This window comes from Clostridium sp. AF34-13, assembly GCF_003477845.1.
In the GTDB taxonomy this organism is placed as follows: Bacteria; Bacillota; Clostridia; order Lachnospirales; family Lachnospiraceae; genus Butyribacter; species Butyribacter intestini.
In genome coordinates this window covers 97512-119620 of record NZ_QUEB01000001.1, presented here as the reverse complement: position 1 = coordinate 119620, position 22109 = coordinate 97512, and the positions used below count along the sequence as shown (strand labels likewise).

Genomic DNA, 22109 nt, shown 5'->3' with positions numbered 1-22109 from the left:
CATCACCTGCTTCTGCCGGTCTATTTATCATCATCTTTCTCTATTGATGCTGTTGACATTACGAACTTAACGCTTCCTTCCATTCCGTCTGAAATCTTTGAGAAACTCTTATAGTTATTTGATGCCTTTACTATCTTGTCAAGTCTGTCTCTGAAATCATCACCTGAATCAATAACCTCATTTACTGTTCCTGTAAGTTTTTCGATTCCATCCTCATTAAACTCTACGACGCCATCCTTAAGATCACCTGCTCCATCTGCAAGCTTGCCAATGGCATCTGATACATCACCTGTTTTTGATACAAGTGTTGAAACTCCGTCAAAGAGTTTAACTGCACCTGAAGCAAGTGATTTAGCACCGGTTCTTAATTTATTGCTGCTTGATGTAACTTTCTTTGAGTTCTTTGTGATTGTCTTTTCATTCTTGATAAGCTTATCTGCTGCCTTGTCAAGCTTTTTATTGTTTGATGTAAGCTTTGTTCCTGCTTTATACATCTTCTTTACACTCTCATCAAGTTTCTCAACACTAGGATTAAGCTGCTTGCTGTATGCTGTTGAAAGTGCACTTCCCGCATCTTTAAGCTGTGTGAGTTTATCACTTATTCCGTTAAGCTCTGAATCCTCTGATTTGGTATTTGTGCTTGATTCCATCTGCGTAAGTCCTGCATTTACCTTATCAAGTCCACCGTCTACTCCGTTAAGTCCTGTATCTACTGATGTAAGTCCTGCTGAGACAGTGTCAAGTCCTGTGCTTAGACTATCCATTCCTGCTGAGAGACTGTCAAGTCCTGCTGATGTCTTATCAAGTGTCGAATCCATCGTGTCAAGTCCTTTTACAAGAGCTGATGAGTCGGATGTTGAATCTTCTATTGTTTTTCCTACTGTCTGTGAAGCTTTTACATACTTCTCTATTGCTTCAATCTTTGCCTTGTCTGCGTCTGATGCTGTTGCCTTAAGTGTCTCTAACTCTGCGAGCATAGTATTTACGGTATCATCACTTACCGCGATGTTTTTAGCACCATCATTTATTGCTTTAACTCCTGATTTTACAGAAGATACACCGCCCTTTACGCCTGTTACAGCTTTCTTTAATGTGCTATCTGAGTCGCCTGAAATGCTGTCTTTAGCCCTTTTGACTCCGGCTTTAAGTCCGTTGTCTCCTGTTACACCTGTCTGTAATGCTGAAACTCCGGCTTTAATCTTTTTAACTCCTGCCTTAAGTCCTTCTTCGCCTGTCACACCGTTCTGAAGTGAGACAACTCCACTGTGAAGTGTATCTATTCCCTGCGCAAGTGTGTCAACGCTGTTAAGAGATGTGTTTACCGTAGTAACATATGTGTTAAGGTTCGTATCAAATGTCTTAGAACCCTCTGAAAGCTTTGAAGTTCCTGTCTTTTGGAGTGTTCCCACTGCATCTACTATCTTTTTCGTATTAGAAGAATAAGTTTTTACACTCTTTGAAAATGTCTTTGTTCCTGCAACATATGTGATAACTCCGTCAAGAAGTTTGTCAGTTCCTTTTGTGTAGGTCACGATACCGTTTTTAAGTGTGTTGCTTCCGCTCTTTGCTGAACTTACGCCACTCTTGAGTGTATCCATACCATCTGAGTAATCACCGAACTTATCATTCAATGTATCAAGATTTGTGCTGAGCTTATCTGAACCGTCGATAAGTTTCTGTGTTGCATCTGTAAGGTCATCAAGTTTGTCAGAAAGGTCATCCATATTTCCTATATCATCAAGATCCATGTCTGAGAAGAACTCAGATGTTGCAACTGTGTATGTTGATTTCATCTCAAAGTCAGTAACATCCGCCTTTATAGTAACCGTATCAGTCACTTTATCATTTATCTTGCTAAGGTCTATATCAACATCATCACCGAGGTCAAGATTGTCAAGGTCAAGGCTTTCTGAAAGTCCCGGCATACCATATGCCATTACTATATTGTTCTCACCCTCTGATACTACACTTCCGTTATCTATCGTCAAATTTTTGAAATTGTCAACAGGAAGTATCATACCTGTAACCATAACGAACGGTGTGTAGATATCTACATCTTTTTCACCAATCTTTTCTGTCTTTTTTGAAGTATTAGTATATTTAATCTTCATCTCAAGCTTTCCGCTTTTTCCAGCGAGATCCTTTGCTGCAATTTCCTTGCCGTCAAGTTTGTAGGTTATTGACATTCCGACAGGCATTTCTTTATCAGTTTTTCCCTGATAATAAATATCATCACTTTCGGTATTCCAGTTTACTGTATCTCCGTCCTGTGTGAATTTTTCATCACCCTTTGTATTTGTTATATCTTTAAGGTCTGAAGAATCTTTTACTTCACCCTTATTTGCTGCATTTTTAAGCCAGTCAGAAACTATAACATCTGTTTTCTTTCCATTTGCATCGAGTGTTGCATAAACAGTCTCCTGCTTTGAAACATCTTCTGAATCAAGTCCTGACTTTGAAGAAGTCTTAACATCTTCTTTTACTTTATCTACCTGTTTTGCAACTACTTTGTTTGTAAGAACAAACATATGAGATGCATACTCTACACTACCAACGAGCAGTCCTGCTGCTAAAAGTCCTGTAACACCGATTTTGGCAACTTTTTTAATATTTTTTCTCATGATACTGCCTCCTATATATTCTAATGCGTGTCATATTAATAAACGATTTTATATATTTATGCCGGGGACCTATATGTCTGCCCCATGCATCATTACTCTGTTCTATTTTGCCTCAAGTTTCTTTTGCGCATCATTCTTTGCAACTCCTGCTTTTATCATATCCCATGAACTTCTTATAATGATAGGATCAAATATCCAGAGCATTGCAGGAAGTATGCATATAACAACTATCATACTTATAATCGCACCTCTTGAAAGAAGATTACATATAGCACTTATCATATCAATAGCTGAATATGCCGTTACACCAAATGTTGCGGCGAAGAAACAGAAACCACTTGTAAGTATTGATTTAATTGAAGTTTCATGTGCTATCCTTATCGCATCTTTCTTACTGCATCCGTTTACCGTTCGTTCCTTATGGTATCTGTTTGTCATAAGTATCGCATAATCGACTGTCGCACCAAGCTGGATAGTACCGATAACGATACTTGCAACGAATGCCAGTGACGTATTTGTATAGTATGGAACCGCCATGTTGCAGGCAATCGCAAACTCAATAACCGATACAAGGATGATAGGTATTGAGATTGATTTGAATGTTACAAGTATGATTATAAATATAGCAGCTATAGATATATAATTAACAGTCTTTAAATCTATATCTGTAGTGTCCTGAAGATCCTTCATAAGAGGAGCTTCACCGATAACCATCGCATCTTTCTGATAGCCTTTTACAATTTTCTGCATCTCATCAAGCTGTGCATTTACTTTGTCGGTTGCCGAACTGTAATCTGAGCATACAAACTGTAATTCATATTTATCAGTTTTTAACATACTCTTTACATCTTCAGGTATCATCGTTTCAGGGAAGTTTGGTCCTACAAGTGAGTTAAGACCGATAACCCATTTAACACCGTCAACCTTTTCAATCTTCTTAATCATCTGGTTCTTGTCTTTTGCACTAAGACCGTCTTTTAGGAGAACCATATGAACATTACTCATATTAAAGTGTTCTTTAAGTTTGTCATTTGCTTCTGCACTAGGAATATTCTTTGGAAGTCCCTGGTCAATGTTGTAGTAAATCTTGTAATTGCTGTTTCCGTATATCGCAGGTCCGAGCAGTACAAGAAATACAACGATAGCAATTTTATAATGCTTTACAATAAAGTCAGAAACCTTTGTAAGTGGCGGAATAAGAGCCTTGTGTGTAGTCTTTTCTATTGCATTATCAAATGTAAGAATCATTGCCGGAAGAACTGTTACACAAGTTATAACACCGATTACAACACCTTTAGACATTACGATACCGATATTTGCACCGAGTTTAAATGTCATAAAGCACAGAGCCACGAAACCGGCTATTGTCGTAACAGAACTGCTTGATACTGACTTAAATGTGTTTGATATTGCATGAGCCATTGCTCTCTTTCTGTCATCTGGAAATCTCTTTTTATTCGCTTCATAACTCTCAAGAAGGAATATCGAGTAGTCCATCGTGACCGCAAGCTGAAGTACCGCCGCAAGTGCCTGTGTGATATATGATATTTCACCTAGAAAAATATTACTTCCAAGGTTGAACACTATTGCCATTCCTATATTTGCAAGGAATATAAACGGTGTAAGGAATGAATCCATCGTGATAAGAAGAACCACAAGTGATAAAACTGCTGCGATAACCACATATATCGGCATCTCCTGTAAAGCAAGGTTCTTTATATCAGTAACGATGCCTGACATTCCGCTTGCATAAACATCTTTTCCAACCGTCTTACGGATATTTGTGATGGCATCCATCGTATCGTCCGCTGATGTTGTATCATCAAACAAGGCTATCATCATAGTTGCATTTCCGTTGAAAAACGCTTCTTCAAGATTTTTAGGAAGCATCTCCGTCGGTACGCTTATATCAAGCATATCATCATACCAAAGTACATCTTTAACATGGTCGATACCCTCAATCTTTTTCTCAAGTGCTGCCGCCTGTTTATTCGACATATCCTCAACAACTATCATAGAAAAAGCACCCATTCCAAATTCATCAACAAGTGTATCCTGACCCGATACTGTTTCAAGAGTATTCGGAAGATAAGATAATACATCGTAGTTTACTCGTGTGCTTACATATCCAATCACAGATGGAACAAGCAAAACACACGCAATAAGCAGGATGATGTTCTTATGCCTTGTAATCCATTTTCCTAACATTTTTTCTCGTCCTTTCTTTATCCTGTCCGACTAACAGTAAACAAAGCAGCATACCGAATCGAACCTTAATTGACCGATTTTATCATTTAGTGACCATCGGTCATTTCTATAGTCCATATACTACAACAAAAATGACCAACAGTCAACATCAAATTTGACTATTGGTCATTTTTATCAAAAACACACAAAATTCACATATTTTATGGAATTATTATATCCATAACTCACAAAACAATCATATTTTGTAACAACAATACAAATATCAGACAATCATAATCTTCCATCAAGCTGCTAAAATACAGTTATCAAACAAAACAAACTTATTAACAACTTATCTAAATCTTTTTATCATCAATCTTTTTATCATCGCCAATAAAAGTAAATTGGAGTTTGACACCATAATAAATAATATTAATCGGTATTATGTCGTCGTCAGTACTTAAGGGTGGTATTCTCACCCTTTATGTACTGTTACGAACGACAGCATAACGAAAGCGTACCGATGTTATTATTTATTATGAGGCAAACTCCTCATAATGTGGTTTATTTAGCAAGCAAAAGCATAATCTCATTACTTCTGTTTACAAACTCCGTCATCTCCTCTGCCTTAAGCGGATGGTTCGCAAGTACGGCAAGGTCATAGAGCTGTTTGCAGAACATATCAACATTTTCTGCATCCTTATTATTAAGAATATACTGCACAAGTTTGTTTGATGAGTTGAGTACAAGTGTTGCAGAGTCTCCAAACATATCCATGTCCATTCCTGCTCCGCCTGCACTATACATCTTCATCATATCCTGCATACGGCGTGTCTCCTCTGAGAGTGTGAGCATTGATGAAACATTCTCATTTTTAAGTTTCTCTACTTTTACTTCAAGATTTTCCTTTCCGAGTGCTTTCTTAAAGATTTCGCTAAGTTCCTCGGTCTCTTTCTTGATAGTCTCCTCGTCCGCATCGTCCTTCATCGTATCATTAAGACCTGCATCTATACGCTTGAAGCTTACTTTTAAATCACCCTGCTCAAGCTGTGAAATAAATGCCTGGTCAATATTATGACTCAATATAACTGCATTTATATTCTGCTCCTTGAACATATTTACATACTGGCTCTGCTGCTGCATATCAGTTACATAGTAAACTGTCGTTGGTTCTTCCTCGTTTTCACCGTCTTTATTTTCTGATGCATCTGTGTTTTCCGTATTTTCAGCAGTATTTTCCTTTGTATCTCCGTCTTTTTCTTTGACTGCATCGACATATTCAGGAAGCGTGATATATTTATCATTTAAGTCCTTAAAGATGATATAATCTGACATCTTTTCTCTGAACTTACTGTCTTTTAAGCATCCGTATTTGATGAATGGGCTTATATCTTCCCAGTATTTCTCATAATTTTCTTTGTCTACTTTATACATTCCTGAAAGCTTGTCGGCAACTTTCTTTGTAATATAATCAGAAATCTTCTTTACAAAACCGTCATTTTGCAATGCACTTCTTGAAACATTGAGCGGAAGGTCAGGACAGTCGATAACACCCTTAAGAAGCATCAGGAACTCTGGAATAACTTCCTTGATATTATCAGCGATAAATACCTGATTATTGTAAAGTTTAATAACACCCTCAAGATTGTCATACTCCGTATTTACCTTAGGGAAGTATAAGATACCTTTAAGGTTGAACGGATAATCCATATTCAAATGAATCCAGAAAAGAGGCTCCTTGTAGTCATTAAAGACTGATCTATAAAATTCCTTGTATTCATCATCTGTGCAATCATTAGGATGTTTCATCCAAAGCGGAGTTGTCGTGCTGATAGAAACAGGTCTTTTATTTATCTTTACTTTTTCTTTGCGTGGTGATACCTCGACAACTTCTTTTTCTCCGTTCTCATTTTCTCTTTCCTCTGTCTTTGCTTCCTCGACAATGTTTTCAACTACAACATCATCTTCACGGAGTTCTTCCTTATCTATAGTCTCATACTCCTGCTCGGCTCCCTCTTTTGAAAGGAATATCTCTACAGGCATAAATGAACAGTATTTTGTAAGAACCTCTCTTACACGGTACTCATTTGCAAATTCTAAGCTGTCCTCTGAGAGGTAAAGTGTGATAGTCGTACCTATCTCTTTTTTGTCTCCCTCTGACATTTCAAAGTTGATTCCACCCTCTGACTCCCAGCGTACAGGTGTTGCTCCCTCTTTCCATGACAATGTGTCGATAGTAACTCTGTCGGCTACCATAAATGCTGAATAAAAACCAAGTCCAAAGTGTCCTATTATCTGCTCCTCATTTGCCTTGTCCTTATATTTTTCAAGGAAGTCAGTAGCACCTGAAAATGCGACCTGATTTATGTACTCGTCAACCTCATCCTCAGTCATACCAAGACCGGTATCAGTGAATGAAAGACTCTTTCCTTCAGTATCAACAACAACCTGAATACTTGGCTTGTAATCATCAGGAAGTGTGTATTCTCCCATAATATCAAGCTTTTTAAGCTTTGTAATCGCATCACATCCGTTTGATACAAGCTCACGGATAAATATATCATGGTCTGAATAAAGCCATTTCTTTATAATAGGAAACATATTTTCTGATTCAATTGATAAACTGCCTTTTCTGCTCTGCATAATAAAATCTCTCCTTTACTTTTATATTCACTATAATCAGCCCTTTTCCACAGGACTTTTATCTACGATTTATTTCGTCAGCAATCATTGTCATCGACTGCTAACAGCTTTCACAAAGAGTATAATAATACGATATTAAAAAAATGTCAAGAAAAAATTAGCACTCTTTTGAAAAGAGTGCTAATTTATGTTTTTCTGATTAAAGACGGCTTGTTCCCCGCCTGATTATTATCCTATGCAATATAAACATAAAATTTTCCTAATTGTCTTAAAATAGCGTTGTAACTTCTCCTACAACTTTTTCTCCACAATTCCCCTTAGAATCATATGCAGTAACCGCATACTCGTAAGTAGTACCTGAATTTGCAAAAATATCGTTGTAAGACTGTGCCGTATTTGTGTTGAGCATTGCTATATAAGTCCATGTCTTAGTGCCTTTAACTCGTCTATAAACATTACAGTAAGATGTATATGAATTTGCCATCCAGCTTATCTTTACACCATCCATTGTTGCCTGAAGTCCAGTTATCGCTGCCATTGAATTTTTAGAATATACTGTAAGTTTCTTTTTCCGGCTTCCTACCGTAAATTGAAGCTTTGCGTTAAACACCTGATTTTCCTTAAATTTAACAAGCCATTTATCATATGATATGGCACCGCTCTTGGCATTCACCTTAAGTTTCTTTGTTTTCCATGTTGGAAATATCTTTGCAACAACATTCATATTTTTTACTGCAGTTCGGTTTATCTTGCTTATATCTGTATATCCGTCCTGGCTTACAAGTTTTATTTTAACTTTGGTTGACGGTTTCTTTACATATCCGAGTACATAACATATATTGTTTGCCGCATCTCTTCCAAGTTCATTATACGCAAGCTGTGTATAATGTATTGTACTGTGTATTTGATTTAATGATGTAGGCAGTTTCAATGATTTACTTCTTGTCTTATTATATGAAGTATATTTCGCATTGGTTTTATACTTATTTTTGAAATAACTTTTTACTGTATTATCCGTAAGCCACACTTCTGACAACTGGCTTGCGAGAAAAATGTCCTTATATGCCGCTTTACCTGAATTACACATATAATACTGTGCTTTTCTAGGACCTGTCAGCTCAAGGTCAGCAAGTGATGTCGGTTTTCTGTGCGATCTTACCATAAGTATTCCGCCAAACTCAAGTTTCTTATTTACATACTTATAATCTTTCGCACTGCTTCCCTTAAGCTGTTTCTTTAATGCTCTGTGCATTTTCATATAATATGTGAGATATTTTCCGGCTTTCATCTTAAAATCCTGTTCTCCCTGAAGCCAGAAATATCCTTTATGGCTGAGCTTATAATGTCCGGCTTTTATCTCATTATTAAGGGTACGCTCACAGGCTTTATAAAGTGCTACAGCCTGCCAGAAATTATTATCTTTTCCCGCTTTCGGCTGCCATGTAGTAATAGAACTTCCGCCATGTGCCGCATTTACAACCCATACTTTTTCCTTTAATTTATTTGTCCACTGGTTTGCCAATGCACTGTCAATACCTGATTTTGCCTTTGCCCCGCTTGCAGAAGTAAGATTATTTGTCCTGCACCACTCATAATCCGAACTGTTATCGGTAAGAGATTTTGGAACAAACTTCGATGCATTTGCGACTGAAAGTGCCGGTGATGTTTTACTCCAATTTGCAACTCTTTTATAATGAGAACGACATGACGGACCATATGTATTATAAACTTTTCCTGCACTGTTTAATATGGCATTATTTGTATATTCTGCATTCGTTTTATCATCACTATGGCTTCCCTCCATATTACTCTGACCTATAAGTAACAAAAGACTTATCTTTGCCGGCCTGACTAATACTCCATAAGTTGTTCCATCCTTAAGCTCAACTACAGCTTTTCCACAACCTACCGCAAATATCTTTTTATGGTTGCTGTTTGCCACACTAACAATTTTTCTGTCTTTTTGTCCTGTTGTAGCATTAGTCGATACAACATTTTCTGTAGCTATTCTTCTTATCTCTTTATTAAAGGTATGCCTGTCATCATATTTTAATGTAATTTTCTTTTTTGTCTTGGCATAACTCACTAATGGAGGAAGTGTTGTGTTCTCCGGTTCTGCCGTCGGTTCCGGACTCGCTGTATTCTCCGGATTTTCAGTTTCCGAAGGTTTCTTCGTCTGTACCACTATATCATTATCGGTATCTGCTGATGCCTTTTGGTTATTCAAGATATATCCTGCCACTCCGAATAACATACATATTGCTGCTATTAAAATAATCTGTTTTTTTAATTTCATAATAATATTTAATCCCTATCCCTTTATTTCTTAATTATCATAAATACTGAGGCTGAAATGATATTATCAGCCTCAGCTTGAGTTTAATCTTAGTATATATTTATGTCATTTTTTTGCAAATCATATGACTTTATTTTGCCACTATGTTTTAGTGTTTGCCCCGTGCGGTACAAACACTAAAGATTACAGCCTGTTTTAAATGCATCTTCGATGCATGAGGCTGTAATCTGACAAAAATTTAATTCTTTGGCGTATAGCCTGACAGCAAGTGTCAGGCTTACGGATTTATTTTGCCACTATGTTTACAATTCTTCCCGGTACATAAATTTCTTTGATGATGTTCTTTCCGTCAAGTCTGTCGCCAAGTGCTTCTTTTGCTCTCGCAAGTACATCGTCTTTGGCATCGTCTTTTCCGATTGAAAGTGTTACTTTTGTCTTTCCGTTTATCTGAACGGCTATCTCTACGGTTGACTCTACAGTCTTTGCTTCTTCATACTCAGGCCATGACTGCTCGTAAAGTCTGCCCTCACCTCCTATTATCTCCCAGATTTCTTCTGTTATATGAGGTGCTACAGGATTGAGAAGTGTGATGAGCGTCTTGTACTCGCCAAGTGTAATACTGTTCTTCTTATAAAAGTCATTTATAAGTGCCATCATTGCGGCTATAGCAGTATTGTACTTGAGGTTTTCAAAGTCACTGCTTACTTTCTTTATTGTCTGATGCATCTTTGTCTCAAGGTCTTTTGAATAACCGTCATTGTCTTTATCAAGCATTGTCTGAAGTTTCCATACTCTGTCGAGGAAACGGCGGCATCCTTTTACACCATCATCTGACCAAGATGCACTGAGGTCAAATGCTCCGATGAACATCTCGTAAGTACGAAGTGTATCTGCTCCGTATTCTTTTACAATATCGTCAGGATTGATTACATTTCCGCGTGATTTACTCATCTTCTCGCCGTTTTCACCAAGGATCATACCATGAGATGTTCTCTTCTGGTATGGTTCAGGAGTAGGCACAACACCCTCATCATAGAGGAATTTATGCCAGAAACGGGAGTAGAGAAGATGGAGTGTAGTATGCTCCATACCACCGTTGTACCAGTCAACAGGAAGCCAGTATTTAAGTGCTTCAGGGCTTGCAAGTGCCTCTGTATTTGTCGGGTCAGTATATCTCAAGAAATACCATGATGAACCCGCCCACTGTGGCATTGTATCTGTTTCTCTCTTTGCAGGACCTCCACAGCAAGGGCAAGTTGTATTCACCCAGTCTGTCATTGCCGCAAGCGGTGACTCTCCATTGTCAGTAGGCATATAGCTGTCTACCTCAGGAAGTAAAAGAGGAAGTTCACTCTCATCAAGAGGTACATAACCGCATTTATCACAATGTACGATTGGAATAGGCTCGCCCCAGTATCTCTGTCTTGAGAATACCCAGTCACGGAGTTTATAATTTACCTTGCGGTTACCAATCTTTTTCTCTGTAAGGAAATCTTTTACTTTCTCCTTAGCTTCTTCTACTGTAAGTCCTGTAAGGAAACCTGAATTTATCATCTTTCCTGTTGCCACATCAGTAAATGCAGCCGCATCTATATCCACAGGTCCCTCACTTCCCTCAACAACCTGAATCATAGGAAGTGAGAATTTCTTTGCAAATTCCCAGTCACGGTCATCGTGTGCAGGAACTGCCATGATAGCACCTGTTCCGTATGTCATAAGTACATAATCAGAAATCCAGATAGGAATTTCCGTATCATTTATAGGATTTATAGCTGTAAGTCCATCAAGAACAACACCGGTCTTGTCTTTTGCAAGTTCTGTACGCTCAAAGTCAGACTTTCTTGATGCCATCTCTCTGTATTCCACAATGGCATCCCAGTTTTTAATCTTATCCTTATACTTGTCAATGATAGGATGCTCAGGTGAAACGACCATGTAAGTCGCACCAAAAAGTGTGTCAGGTCTTGTAGTATAAACACGAAGTTTATCCTCTTTATCTTTAATTCTGAAATCAACCTCCGCACCCTCTGAACGGCCAATCCAGTTTCTCTGTGAAGTCTTTACTCGCTCGATATAATCTACATCGTTAAGTCCCTCTAAGAGTTTGTCAGCATAATTTGTAATCTTAAGCATCCACTCACTCTTAACCTTGCGGACTACCGGAGAACCACATCTCTCGCATACACCGTTTACAACTTCCTCATTTGCAAGTCCTACCTTACATGATGTACACCAGTTGATAGGCATTTCTTTTTTATATGCAAGTCCTGCATTAAAGAGTTTGAGAAAAATCCACTGTGTCCATTTGTAATAATCAGGGTCAGTCGTGTTTATCTCTCTGTCCCAGTCAAAAGAATAACCGAGTGAATGAAGCTGCTCTTTAAATCTTGCAACATTCTTCTTAGTAACCTCTTTTGGATGAACTTTATTCTTGATAGCATAGTTTTCAGTAGGAAGACCAAATGCATCCCATCCCATAGGATATAATACATTGTATCCCTGCATTCTGCGTTTTCTTGCTACTATATCAAGAGCCGTATATGGACGAGGATGTCCTACATGAAGTCCCTGTCCTGACGGATAAGGGAACTCAACAAGTGCATAAAACTTTGGCTTTGTATAATCATTTTCTGTCTTAAAAGCCTTTTCGTCGTCCCATATCTTCTGCCATTTTTTCTCCACCGTATGGTGGTTATACATATCTGCCATTTTATCCTCCATTTCTATTTCATGTACTCCCGGAATCATACTACAAAAGTAAAAATATAAACATAGCCATACTGCACACACAACCAATGACTGCACCTGCGATAACATCTTTAGGAAAATGTACTCCCATGATAACCCTGATAATTGCAAGAAACAGTCCCATTATAAGAATTATTGTTCCTAATATCTTATTTATAACCCATATCGAACCGCCTATGACAAATATCGAGAATACATGGCGGCTCGGAAAAGAAAGACCATTTGTATCTTTCTTTATAAGAGGTTTAAAGCCGTACAGTTCATATGGTCTTTTAGCATTTATCTTTTCCCTTAACTTGCTCAGCAAAACAAAGAACAGTGCCGGAACTATGATAAGTCCTGCGACAAGTTTATATTCCCTGCTCACAACAAGCCAGCCTATCTCGACAAAATATAAAAATGCAGTAAGAACCGTAAGTATCTTTCCAAATATATCTATAACTATCGGGACTGCTTTTTTTCTGCCAAGCAGTCCTATTATCTTTTCATATGTCTCTTTTTTCAAAACATCCTCCGGACTCATACTCATATAACAATCTTAATCATTATTGCTGCTCACACACTGCGATGTGACGTTAGCCATATAACATTTAACTGCCATTACTGTTCACACACTGCGATACGACTATCATCATTATAACAACTGCAAATTGTTACCAGAGTAATATCATGCTTACTGTTCCTGCTCCGATTTTGCAATTTCAAGACTGAGTTCCTCAAGCTGCTTGTCATCGACAACATTAGGGGCATCTGTCATAAGACATGACGCATCCTTAATCTTAGGGAATGCAATAACATCTCTGATGCTGTCCTCGTGTGCCATTATCATGACAAGTCTGTCAAGACCATAGGCCAGTCCTGCGTGTGGCGGTACTCCATACTTAAACGCATCGAGAAGGAAACCGAACTGCTCATGTGCTTTCTCATCAGTAAATCCAAGTGCACGAAGCATCTTCTCCTGAACATCATCCTGATGGATACGGATAGAACCTCCACCAATCTCTGTTCCGTTAAGAACAATGTCATATGCTCTCGCACGAACTTTTTCAGGATTTGACTCAAGGTACTGAATATCATCCTCGAACGGCATAGTGAACGGATGGTGCATTGCAAGGTATCTTCCCTGTTCTTCTGAATACTCAAACTCAGGGAACTCTGTAACCCAGAGGAATTTGTAAACATTCTTGTCAAGAAGGTCAAGATTTTTTGCAATCTCAAGTCTTAAGTTTCCAAGTACATCCCATACTATCTTATTCTTGTCGGCTGCAAATAAGAGAAGGTCACCTGGTTCACCCTCCATCGCATCAACAAGAGCCTTAAGCTCATCATCAGTCATAAATTTAGCAAATGATGACTTGTATGTTCCATCCTCATTTATTGCAAGGTATGCAAGACCTTTTGCACCGAAGTCCTTTGCAAACTTAACAAGTGCGTCAATCTTCTTACGAGGCATACCGCCCTGTCCCTTTGCATTGATACCACGGACTGAACCTCCGTTTTCAAGTGCTCCGGTAAATACGCCAAAACCGCATCCCTTAACTACTTCTGAAACATCCTTTAACTCCATTCCGAAGCGGAGGTCAGGCTTGTCTGAACCAAATCTGTCCATAGCCTCCTGCCATGTCATTCTCTGAATAGGAAGCTCTATATCAACATCAAGAATTTCCTTGAAAAGTTTCTGTAAAAGTCTTTCATTTACATCCATAACATCATCTTCATCTACAAATGAAAGCTCCATGTCAACCTGTGTAAACTCAGGCTGTCTGTCTGCTCTAAGGTCCTCATCCCTGAAACATCTTGCAAGCTGGAAATATCTGTCATAGCCAGAACACATAAGAAGCTGCTTAAAAAGCTGTGGTGACTGTGGCAGTGCATAAAATGTTCCCGGATGCACACGGCTTGGCACAAGATAATCTCTTGCACCCTCAGGTGTAGACTTTGTGAGCATAGGTGTCTCTATCTCTAAAAATCCCTCATCGGCAAGAAACTGACGAATCAATGTTGCAACCTTACTTCTCATAATGAGATTTCTCTGAAGATCAGGTCTTCTAAGGTCGAGATAACGGTATTTTAATCTGAGTTCCTCTTTTGTCTTGCTGTCCGCTTCGATAGGGAACGGTGGTGTATCTGACTCAGAAAGAACACGCAGTTCTTCTGCACGAAGCTCGATGGCACCTGTGGCAAGATTTTCATTAACCGCACCTGAACGTGCCGTAACCTTACCTTTAACAGCTATGACAAACTCACTTCTAAGCTTCTCTGCCTTTGCGAAATCAGCTTCATTTATCTCTCCATCTTCAAAGATAACCTGTAATATTCCTGAACGGTCACGCATATCAACAAAGATGATACCACCTTTATTTCTCTGCTTCTGAACCCATCCCATCATAGTGACTTCTTCACCAATATTTTTTTCACTTAACTCGGCACATCTGCAAGTACGCTTCATGCCTCTCATTGATTCAGCCATTTTGTCTTGTCCTCCAATATCTGTAACTCTTAATTGTCTAATAAAACTCTCTAATCTAGCAGTATAACAGATTTTTTACTGTTTGTGAAGTGGCGAGAAATGGATTTTTTAATACAAAAGACTTCTCGTAAATCCTACAAGTTCCTCCCTATATCCGTTTACATAAGCTTCCCACATTGGTGTATCGTACTAATCAACGAACTACTTCACGAGCATTTTTCTATACATTCAAAAAGCCCATTCGATTTACAAATGAGCAAAAACTTTCTAAAATAATAACACTTCTTTCTCAAACATACCCAGTGTTTCCATTTGCAATCCATCTGACATCTCCTGAAGTCTTTTTGTCTCCGGAAAATCATCGGCATGGAATACACGCTGAAACGCAAGAAATACTTCCATATCATAGTCCTCTACTTCATCTATCATTATCGCCATTGCCGTTTTAGGATCAAATGCCTTTCTATAACTTCTGTCTGTTATAAGAGCCGAAAATACATCACAGGTTCTAAGTATCCTAGACATTTCAGGGATATTTTTTCCCTTAAGACCATCTGGATACCCGGAGCCATCATAATTCTCATGGTGATGATATACTGCTTCTATTATATTTTCAGGGTAATCTTCACCTTTTAATATATCTCTGCTGTATGTCGAGTGCATCCTCACATACTTCATTTTCTCAATAACAAGTGTATCATCCTTTTCATCAGAATACACATATCTGTTTACCCTTAACTTCCCTATATCATGCAAGACTCCTGCAACTGCAATATCATCACGGAATTGTTTGTCTTTTCCCAGTTCTTTTGAAATAAGAACAGCCATATTGCTCACCTCAAGTGCATGGTGCATTTCTGAGCAGACTGTTTCTTTTATCTGTTTAGGAATTTTTTTATTCTCCAAAATCCTATCAAAATAGTTTTCCATAGTAATCTTCATTTCTGCACACATTTTTTGTGCATATCAAGTTTGTGTCAAGTGTGCACAGACACAAATCTTGTGTGTAAAAAATTAGATTTTTCACACTAAAACTCCATTTAGTTTCTTGTCATTATGATATTTATTATCTAAACCTCAATTACTCCTCTGAAAATAACTGCCTTTTTCTTTCTATCATCTCATCAACCCTCGATATATAAGATGTAATATCCTTAACATTCTCGCAACGCTTTACTTTCTCATCGGCAAGCATTTTCTTAGTGCTCGCTCCTGCTCCCGCTGCAAGTATTCCCTGCTTTTCCTCCATTATAAGAATATTGTATATACACTCTTTTCCTTTTCTCGCATATCCGATATTTTCCTGACCGCTGCTGCCAAAGTGTCCTGCCGAGTTTTTCTGGCGGTACATATAGTAAGGTTCATATCCCTCACTCTTTGCAAATTTCTGGCCTATATCGAGCATCTTTTCCATAACAGCCGCCTTGTCATTTTCAGATAATATTCCATCTGCCTTGCCGCTGTTTTTCTTTTCTTCTTCATCAAGTACACTGCGAAGCCTTGAAGCCCTTTTTACAACAAGTGAATGTATAGTCAGACTGTCAGGATTTAATTCTTTTATCCGGTGCAGGGTATCTCTGAAATCATCTTCATTCTCCCCCGGAAGCCCGATTATGAGATCCATGTTTATGTTGTCAAATCCAACCTGTCTGGCAAGCCTAAAAGCTTCTATTGTCTGCTCCACCGTATGTTTTCTTCCAATAAGGTCTAATGTCTTTTGCTGCATCGTCTGTGGATTTACTGATATTCTTCTGACACCATGATTATACATTACTTCAAGTTTTTCTCTTGTAATGCTGTCAGGTCTGCCTGCCTCTATCGTAAATTCATATCCAAGTTCCATAGGAAAGTTTTCTTTTATGCAGCTTATAAGTCTGTCTAGCTGCATTGCCGTGAGCGTGGTCGGTGTTCCGCCGCCAACATATATACTTGTCACATTTCTATCTTTATAAATGTTCGCAAGATACTTTATCTCTCTTTCTAACGCATCAAGATATTTTTCCGCAAGATGACCGAATTTTTCATATGGATATGATGTAAATGAACAGTAAAGACAAGTAGTAGGACAGAACGGGATACCTATATAGAGACTGTAACCGGTTTTGTAATCACATTTTTCAAGAATTTCTGCTTCCTTTTTTGCAATTTCAAGACCAAGCTCAATTTTTTCCTCACTACAGCAGTAAGTATCTCTAAGTTCTTTTCTTACTTCATCCTCCATTTTTCCAGACAATAGCTCATTCATGGCTATCTTTGCAGGTCTTACCCCTGTCATTGTCCCCCATAAAGGTATTACTCTCTTTAATAAGTGACCGTCTGATATATCATTGAGTTTTTCAGCCGGTATATCTCTAAGCTGCTCAAAAATGAGCTTTTTCAGTACATTTTTATAATATGTTCTGTACGGATGTGTTGTCTTATCTTTATTTTTATGCCAGTCTTTTTCACCTGTTACCTCTTCCGTTTTCTTTAAGTCGTAATCTCCACAGATAACTTCTACAGCTATCTGTTTCATTGAAAGACTGATATTTACCGTGAGTAAAATATCATCCGCAAACTCATACTCACTTCTTTCCTCACCGCAGATAACCACAGCACTTCTCTGTCCCGGAAAAAAACTGTTTACAAGAGCCTGTATCTCATAGTCAAAATCACGCTCTGACAAATTTATCTCTATCATAATAACACCCTATTCCACGGCAAAAGGATTGAGCATCTTCTCATCCTTAATATTTGTCATCATTCCATGTCCCGTATAAACTCTTACATAATCAGGAAGTACAAAAAGTTTCTCTCTTATAGAACGCACTATCTCACCCATGCTTCCTCCCGGAAAATCTGTTCTTCCGACCGACTGCTGAAAAAGCGTATCTCCTGAGAACAATATTCCACTACCTGTAAAGTAGTAACACATTCCGCCTTTTGTATGACCCGGTGTCAGCAGACATCTTACTTTCTCTCCAAGTAATTCTATCTCCTGACCGTCATTTAAAAACTCATCAGCTTTTACCGTATATCCGCTGCCAAACTGTGATGAGAGGTTTATATCAGGATTTTCGAGTGTTTCTTTTTCCGCTGCTGCGGCATAAACCTTTATGCCATATCTGTTTCTTATCTCATCGACTGCACCGATATGGTCAAAATGACCATGTGTAAGAAGTATCGCAACCGGTTTTAACTCTTTCTTTTCTATAAAGTCTGCTATATTCCCTGCTTCTTCGCCAGGGTCAACTATAACACATTCTCTTGTATCTGTATTACTCAAAAAATAACAGTTTGTCTGAACCGGTCCTACAACCTTAAAATCACATTTTAACTGACTCATCATTATCTCCATTCCACTTATAAAATATATTTCCAAAGCTGCGGCCGTCTGCCACACCCTGAAATAAACAGTACATATCAAAAAACTTGATACAATCCGCTACGCCTGTGTTCTCTGTATATCTTTTATTCCTTCTATCTGTCTTATCTTCTTTGTAACTTCATGTAACGCTTCAACTCCACAGATTGCAAAACCTACATTTATCGTTGCTATTCCCTGTTTGCTCGTTCTTATGTTCATCGACTTTACATCTATCTTCAACTCTGTAAATACTTTTGTTATCTCCAGTAAAAGTCCCATTCTGTCATTTGCATAGATGATTATCTCAGCATCATAAAGCTCATTGTCCTTGCCCTCAGGACTTACCTGCCATTCTGCTTCTATTATACGATGCCTGTCCGCCTCTGAAAGATTCATCATATTTATACAGTCAGTTCTGTGTATCGAAACACCTCGTCCTCTTGTGACAAATCCGATTATCTCATCACCCGGAACCGGATTGCAGCACTTAGAGAATCTTACTGATACATCATCTATTCCCGCAACAACTATACCATTTTTAGAACGAACCGATGCCGCTTTATTTTGCTGTGCTCCAGCAGTTGCCGTACTTCCATTTACAGCTTCAAGTATATCCTTATCAGTAGGTGATGTAGGATTTTTCTTTCTGTAATCACTCTGAAGCTTGTTTATAACCTGACCTTCCTTTAAACCACCATGTCCTACCGCTGCAAGAACTGAATCCCAATCCTTAAATCCATATTTCTTCTTACAGGTATCTGTATATTCAGGTTTTATAAGCTCATACAGGTTTATTCCCTGTGCTTTACAGTAATTTGCAAGCAGCTCTTTTCCTTTTATTATATTTTCTTCTTTGTACTGCGAGCGGAACCACTGGTTTATCTTATTTTTAGCCTGTGTACTCTTTACAATAGAGAGCCAGTCACGACTTGGTCCTCTTGAGTTTTGCGAAGTGATTATCTCCACTCTGTCACCATTTTGTAATTTATACTCAATAGGCACAAGATTTCCATTTACCCTTGCACCAACCATCTTGTTTCCTACAGCACTGTGAACCGCATACGCAAAATCAATAGGTGTAGAATCTGCCGGAAGATTTTTAACATCACCATCTTTGGTAAAACAGTAAACATGGTCTGAGAAAAGATCCAGGTCACTCTTTAAAAGACTTAAAAATTCCTTATTGTCAGACATATCTCTCTGCCACTCAAGAATTCTTCTGAGCCATGCGAGTTTTTCCTCCTCGCTGTCGGCAGTATTGTGTCCGTACTGGTTTTCCTTATATTTCCAATGTGCAGCAATACCGTACTCAGCAGTTCTATGCATCTCATAGGTTCTTATCTGTATCTCAAAAGGCTGACCCTGCGGTCCGATAAGAGTTGTATGAAGTGACTGATAATTATTTGGTTTCGGCATAGCTATATAATCTTTAAAATGCCCTGGAATAGGCTTATATATCTCATGTATGACACCAAGAGCCGTATAACATTCTCTCTCAGTATCTACGATTATCCTCACGGCAAAAAGGTCATATATCTGTTCAAGTTTTTTGTTCTGCGTTATCATCTTTTTGTAGATGCTGAAATAATGCTTTGCCCTGCCATCGATAGTTGCTTCTATACCGGCCTCTTTGATATGTTTATCTACCTCGGAAACTATCTGCTTGATAAATTCCTCTCTCCTGCCCCTGCCCTTATCTATCCTCTCAACAAGGTCATTATATACATCCGGCTCAAGATATTTGAAAGCAAGATCATCAAGTTCAACTTTAACTTTAGAAATACCAAGTCTGTCTGCGATAGGTGCATAGATATCGAGTGTCTCCCTTGATTTTTCCTTCTGCTTTTCAGGCGTCTGATATTGCATTGTTCTCTGATTGTGAAGTCTGTCTGCAAGTTTTATAAGGATAACTCTTATATCCTTTGCCATTGCAAGAAACATCTTTCTTAAGTTCTCTGCCTGAACTTCTACCTTGTCGGCAACATAGTTTAACTGTGTAAGCTTTGTAACTCCATCGACAAGAAGTGCAACCTCGTCACCAAACTCAGCCGCTATCTCCTCACTTGTCATAACCGTATCTTCAACAACATCGTGAAGCATACCTGCAACTATAGTCTCCTTATCAAGCTCCAGTTCGGCAAGTATGATACAGACACACACCGGATGGATGATATATGGCTCACCCGATTTTCTAAGCTGTCCGTCATGTGCTTTATATGCTATCTTATATGCTTTTTCAATCTGTGATATATCTCCTGACGGATGATATCTCTTTATCATGGCTATCAATTTGTCATAAAGAATCTGCGGATCCGTAAAATCTTCCGGTATCATACTGGTTTTTAATTCCCCATTATCTATCTTCAGCTCCATACTCTTTTTATCAGTCTTATCCATATGCTGCCTCCATCCTGTGTAATATAATTTAAACATTCACAAAGCATTTGATTTCTATTCCTGTGAATAACTCCATGCTGCCTTAATCTGCTTTATAATCCTTCCGATACTCCACCGCTTCTTTGAATTGGCGATACTATTCGGATCATTTATAAGAAGCTTTCCTTTAGAATCAATTCCTTTTATTACTATAAAATGTCCCTGGGTCGTAAAATCCCCCGGTGACATACTGCATATCATAGGTCTTTTCTGTTTAAGTTCTGCTTTTATTGAAGCAGCATTTAACGAAACTTTCTTTACTGAAAGTTCAAAGTCCTTTGCCCCCTCCGTCATAAGTGTCCATGATGTTCCTGTATCATCATTATAATAATTATTATTTGAACAATATTCCGCTATATCCGCCGGTGTCATTGCCGTATCTTTTGTTATCCCTGCATAGACCATTGCAAGGCAGGTAGGACCACAGCCATTAACTGCAATCATCGAGTTCCCGTATTTTACATATCCCCATCTGGTATCCCACTGCTGTAATAAAGGTATCCCTTTTTTTAACTCATTTGCACTTATCCTTCCATTTGCTTCAATGTCCTTATCATGCTTAGGGTAGCCTGCCACAAACTCTATAGTTTCGTGATTTTTTATCGCAAGATTTAATAGTTCCTTAGGATATTTTGATATGTTCATAAGTATATCTTCAACACCGTCATATCTGCCCTTTAACCTCACAAGGCTGTTATATAGTTTTTCATACCCATTTGGCACATTTGCAGGTACATCTGCTTCATCATCTGCCGGCTTTGCAGTCGCTTTCTTCTTTTTCACCTCAGGTGTCTGTTTATTTTCTGCTTTTGGTTCATAAGTCTGCTCCGCCATTTTCGGAGTTTCCTTACTGCTCTTTTTTGAACTGCCATGTCCGCCTGTAAGTCCTCTTACTAAAGAAAAAACGCCAAACAAGGCAAAAAGCATAACTATAAGAAGCACAGCTCTTGCTATCATAACCTGCCTTCTTCTTTTTCTTCTTCGTATTCTTCTCTCTAGGTATCTTCTGTACTCTATCTCCTCACGCGTCACTCTATCAAAGCCCCTCTCTGGTTGTCTGTCACACCACGGATGTGAACATTAACCCTCACTTACTTACCCTACATATCAAATTCCATAAGCTTTGCCATAAGCTCATCAAATTCATCTGAAGTGATATTCTCATTCTCAAACTCATCTGTTATAAGTTCCTCTATCTCATCCCACTCATAGCGGCTCTTATTGTCAGCCAATTTATCAATCTCTTTATTCCACTTTCTATAAAAACTGCTCTTATCTTCCTTACCCATATATTTCCTCCGTATCCGTTTCGCTAATCAGACCTTTGTGAAACTGTCTTTATCCTTGATAAATTGCACAAAT

At 38.4% G+C, this 22109-nt stretch carries 13 protein-coding genes; all 13 read right to left on the bottom strand.

Translation table 11 applies throughout. The annotated features are described in order from the left end of the window. Positions 1 to 20: 20 nt before the first annotated feature. Entirely contained in the window at positions 21 to 2621 is a 2601-nt protein-coding gene (locus tag DWZ63_RS00450; protein WP_055943893.1) for a hypothetical protein, read from the bottom strand. A 102-nt stretch (positions 2622 to 2723) separates the two neighbouring features. Further along, the gene (locus tag DWZ63_RS00445) at positions 2724 to 4829 is read right to left on the bottom strand and encodes an MMPL family transporter (protein WP_055943895.1); all 2106 of its coding nucleotides are present in this window, start codon (positions 4827 to 4829) and stop codon (positions 2724 to 2726) included. Between the two features lie 543 nt (positions 4830 to 5372). Beyond that, positions 5373 to 7451, bottom strand: a complete 2079-nt coding sequence (htpG, locus tag DWZ63_RS00440; RefSeq protein WP_055943897.1) for a molecular chaperone HtpG — start codon at positions 7449 to 7451, stop codon at positions 5373 to 5375. Between the two features lie 268 nt (positions 7452 to 7719). Further along, a complete protein-coding gene (locus tag DWZ63_RS00435) occupies positions 7720 to 9747 on the bottom strand; it encodes a sialate O-acetylesterase (RefSeq protein WP_118498168.1) in 2028 nt (675 codons plus the stop codon). 285 nt (positions 9748 to 10032) lie between these two features. Beyond that, entirely contained in the window at positions 10033 to 12456 is a 2424-nt protein-coding gene (gene leuS, locus DWZ63_RS00430) for a leucine--tRNA ligase (protein WP_055943903.1), read from the bottom strand. A gap of 40 nt (positions 12457 to 12496) precedes the next feature. Next, complete coding sequence (locus DWZ63_RS00425; RefSeq protein ID WP_055943906.1) at positions 12497 to 13000, bottom strand: phosphatase PAP2 family protein; 504 nt, start codon at positions 12998 to 13000, stop codon at positions 12497 to 12499. A gap of 168 nt (positions 13001 to 13168) precedes the next feature. After that, a complete protein-coding gene (gene aspS / locus DWZ63_RS00420; RefSeq protein WP_055943909.1) occupies positions 13169 to 14965 on the bottom strand; it encodes an aspartate--tRNA ligase in 1797 nt (598 codons plus the stop codon). A gap of 267 nt (positions 14966 to 15232) precedes the next feature. Continuing rightward, on the bottom strand, positions 15233 to 15895 hold the full coding sequence (locus DWZ63_RS00410; protein ID WP_055943912.1) for an HD domain-containing phosphohydrolase: 663 nt from the start codon (positions 15893 to 15895) through the stop codon (positions 15233 to 15235). 151 nt (positions 15896 to 16046) lie between these two features. Beyond that, the gene (hemZ, locus tag DWZ63_RS00405; RefSeq protein ID WP_118498166.1) at positions 16047 to 17645 is read right to left on the bottom strand and encodes a coproporphyrinogen dehydrogenase HemZ; all 1599 of its coding nucleotides are present in this window, start codon (positions 17643 to 17645) and stop codon (positions 16047 to 16049) included. Between the two features lie 9 nt (positions 17646 to 17654). Beyond that, positions 17655 to 18326, bottom strand: coding sequence for an MBL fold metallo-hydrolase (locus DWZ63_RS00400; protein ID WP_243020432.1), 672 nt, complete (start codon positions 18324 to 18326; stop codon positions 17655 to 17657). 63 nt (positions 18327 to 18389) lie between these two features. Then, positions 18390 to 20708, bottom strand: a complete 2319-nt coding sequence (locus tag DWZ63_RS00395) for a bifunctional (p)ppGpp synthetase/guanosine-3',5'-bis(diphosphate) 3'-pyrophosphohydrolase (protein WP_022013838.1) — start codon at positions 20706 to 20708, stop codon at positions 18390 to 18392. Positions 20709 to 20762: 54 nt separating this feature from the next. Further along, positions 20763 to 21779 (bottom strand): C39 family peptidase, encoded by a 1017-nt coding sequence (locus tag DWZ63_RS00390; protein WP_118498165.1) that lies wholly within the window; start codon positions 21777 to 21779, stop codon positions 20763 to 20765. Between the two features lie 68 nt (positions 21780 to 21847). Next, entirely contained in the window at positions 21848 to 22036 is a 189-nt protein-coding gene (locus tag DWZ63_RS00385; RefSeq protein WP_118498163.1) for a hypothetical protein, read from the bottom strand. Between the last annotated feature and the right edge of the window lie 73 nt (positions 22037 to 22109).

What these genes read in the sequence shown, in the direction of transcription:
- htpG (WP_055943897.1), bottom strand. Translation starts at nt 7,451, where the DNA reads ATGCAGAGCAGAAAAGGCAGTTTATCAATTGAATCAGAAAATATGTTT.
- DWZ63_RS00445 (WP_055943895.1), bottom strand. Translation starts at nt 4,829, where the DNA reads ATGTTAGGAAAATGGATTACAAGGCATAAGAACATCATCCTGCTTATT.
- DWZ63_RS00395 (WP_022013838.1), bottom strand. Translation starts at nt 20,708, where the DNA reads ATGGATAAGACTGATAAAAAGAGTATGGAGCTGAAGATAGATAATGGG.
- leuS (WP_055943903.1), bottom strand. Translation starts at nt 12,456, where the DNA reads ATGGCAGATATGTATAACCACCATACGGTGGAGAAAAAATGGCAGAAG.
- DWZ63_RS00435 (WP_118498168.1), bottom strand. Translation starts at nt 9,747, where the DNA reads ATGAAATTAAAAAAACAGATTATTTTAATAGCAGCAATATGTATGTTA.
- DWZ63_RS00410 (WP_055943912.1), bottom strand. Translation starts at nt 15,895, where the DNA reads ATGGAAAACTATTTTGATAGGATTTTGGAGAATAAAAAAATTCCTAAA.
- hemZ (WP_118498166.1), bottom strand. Translation starts at nt 17,645, where the DNA reads ATGATAGAGATAAATTTGTCAGAGCGTGATTTTGACTATGAGATACAG.
- aspS (WP_055943909.1), bottom strand. Translation starts at nt 14,965, where the DNA reads ATGGCTGAATCAATGAGAGGCATGAAGCGTACTTGCAGATGTGCCGAG.
- DWZ63_RS00450 (WP_055943893.1), bottom strand. Translation starts at nt 2,621, where the DNA reads ATGAGAAAAAATATTAAAAAAGTTGCCAAAATCGGTGTTACAGGACTT.
- DWZ63_RS00385 (WP_118498163.1), bottom strand. Translation starts at nt 22,036, where the DNA reads ATGGGTAAGGAAGATAAGAGCAGTTTTTATAGAAAGTGGAATAAAGAG.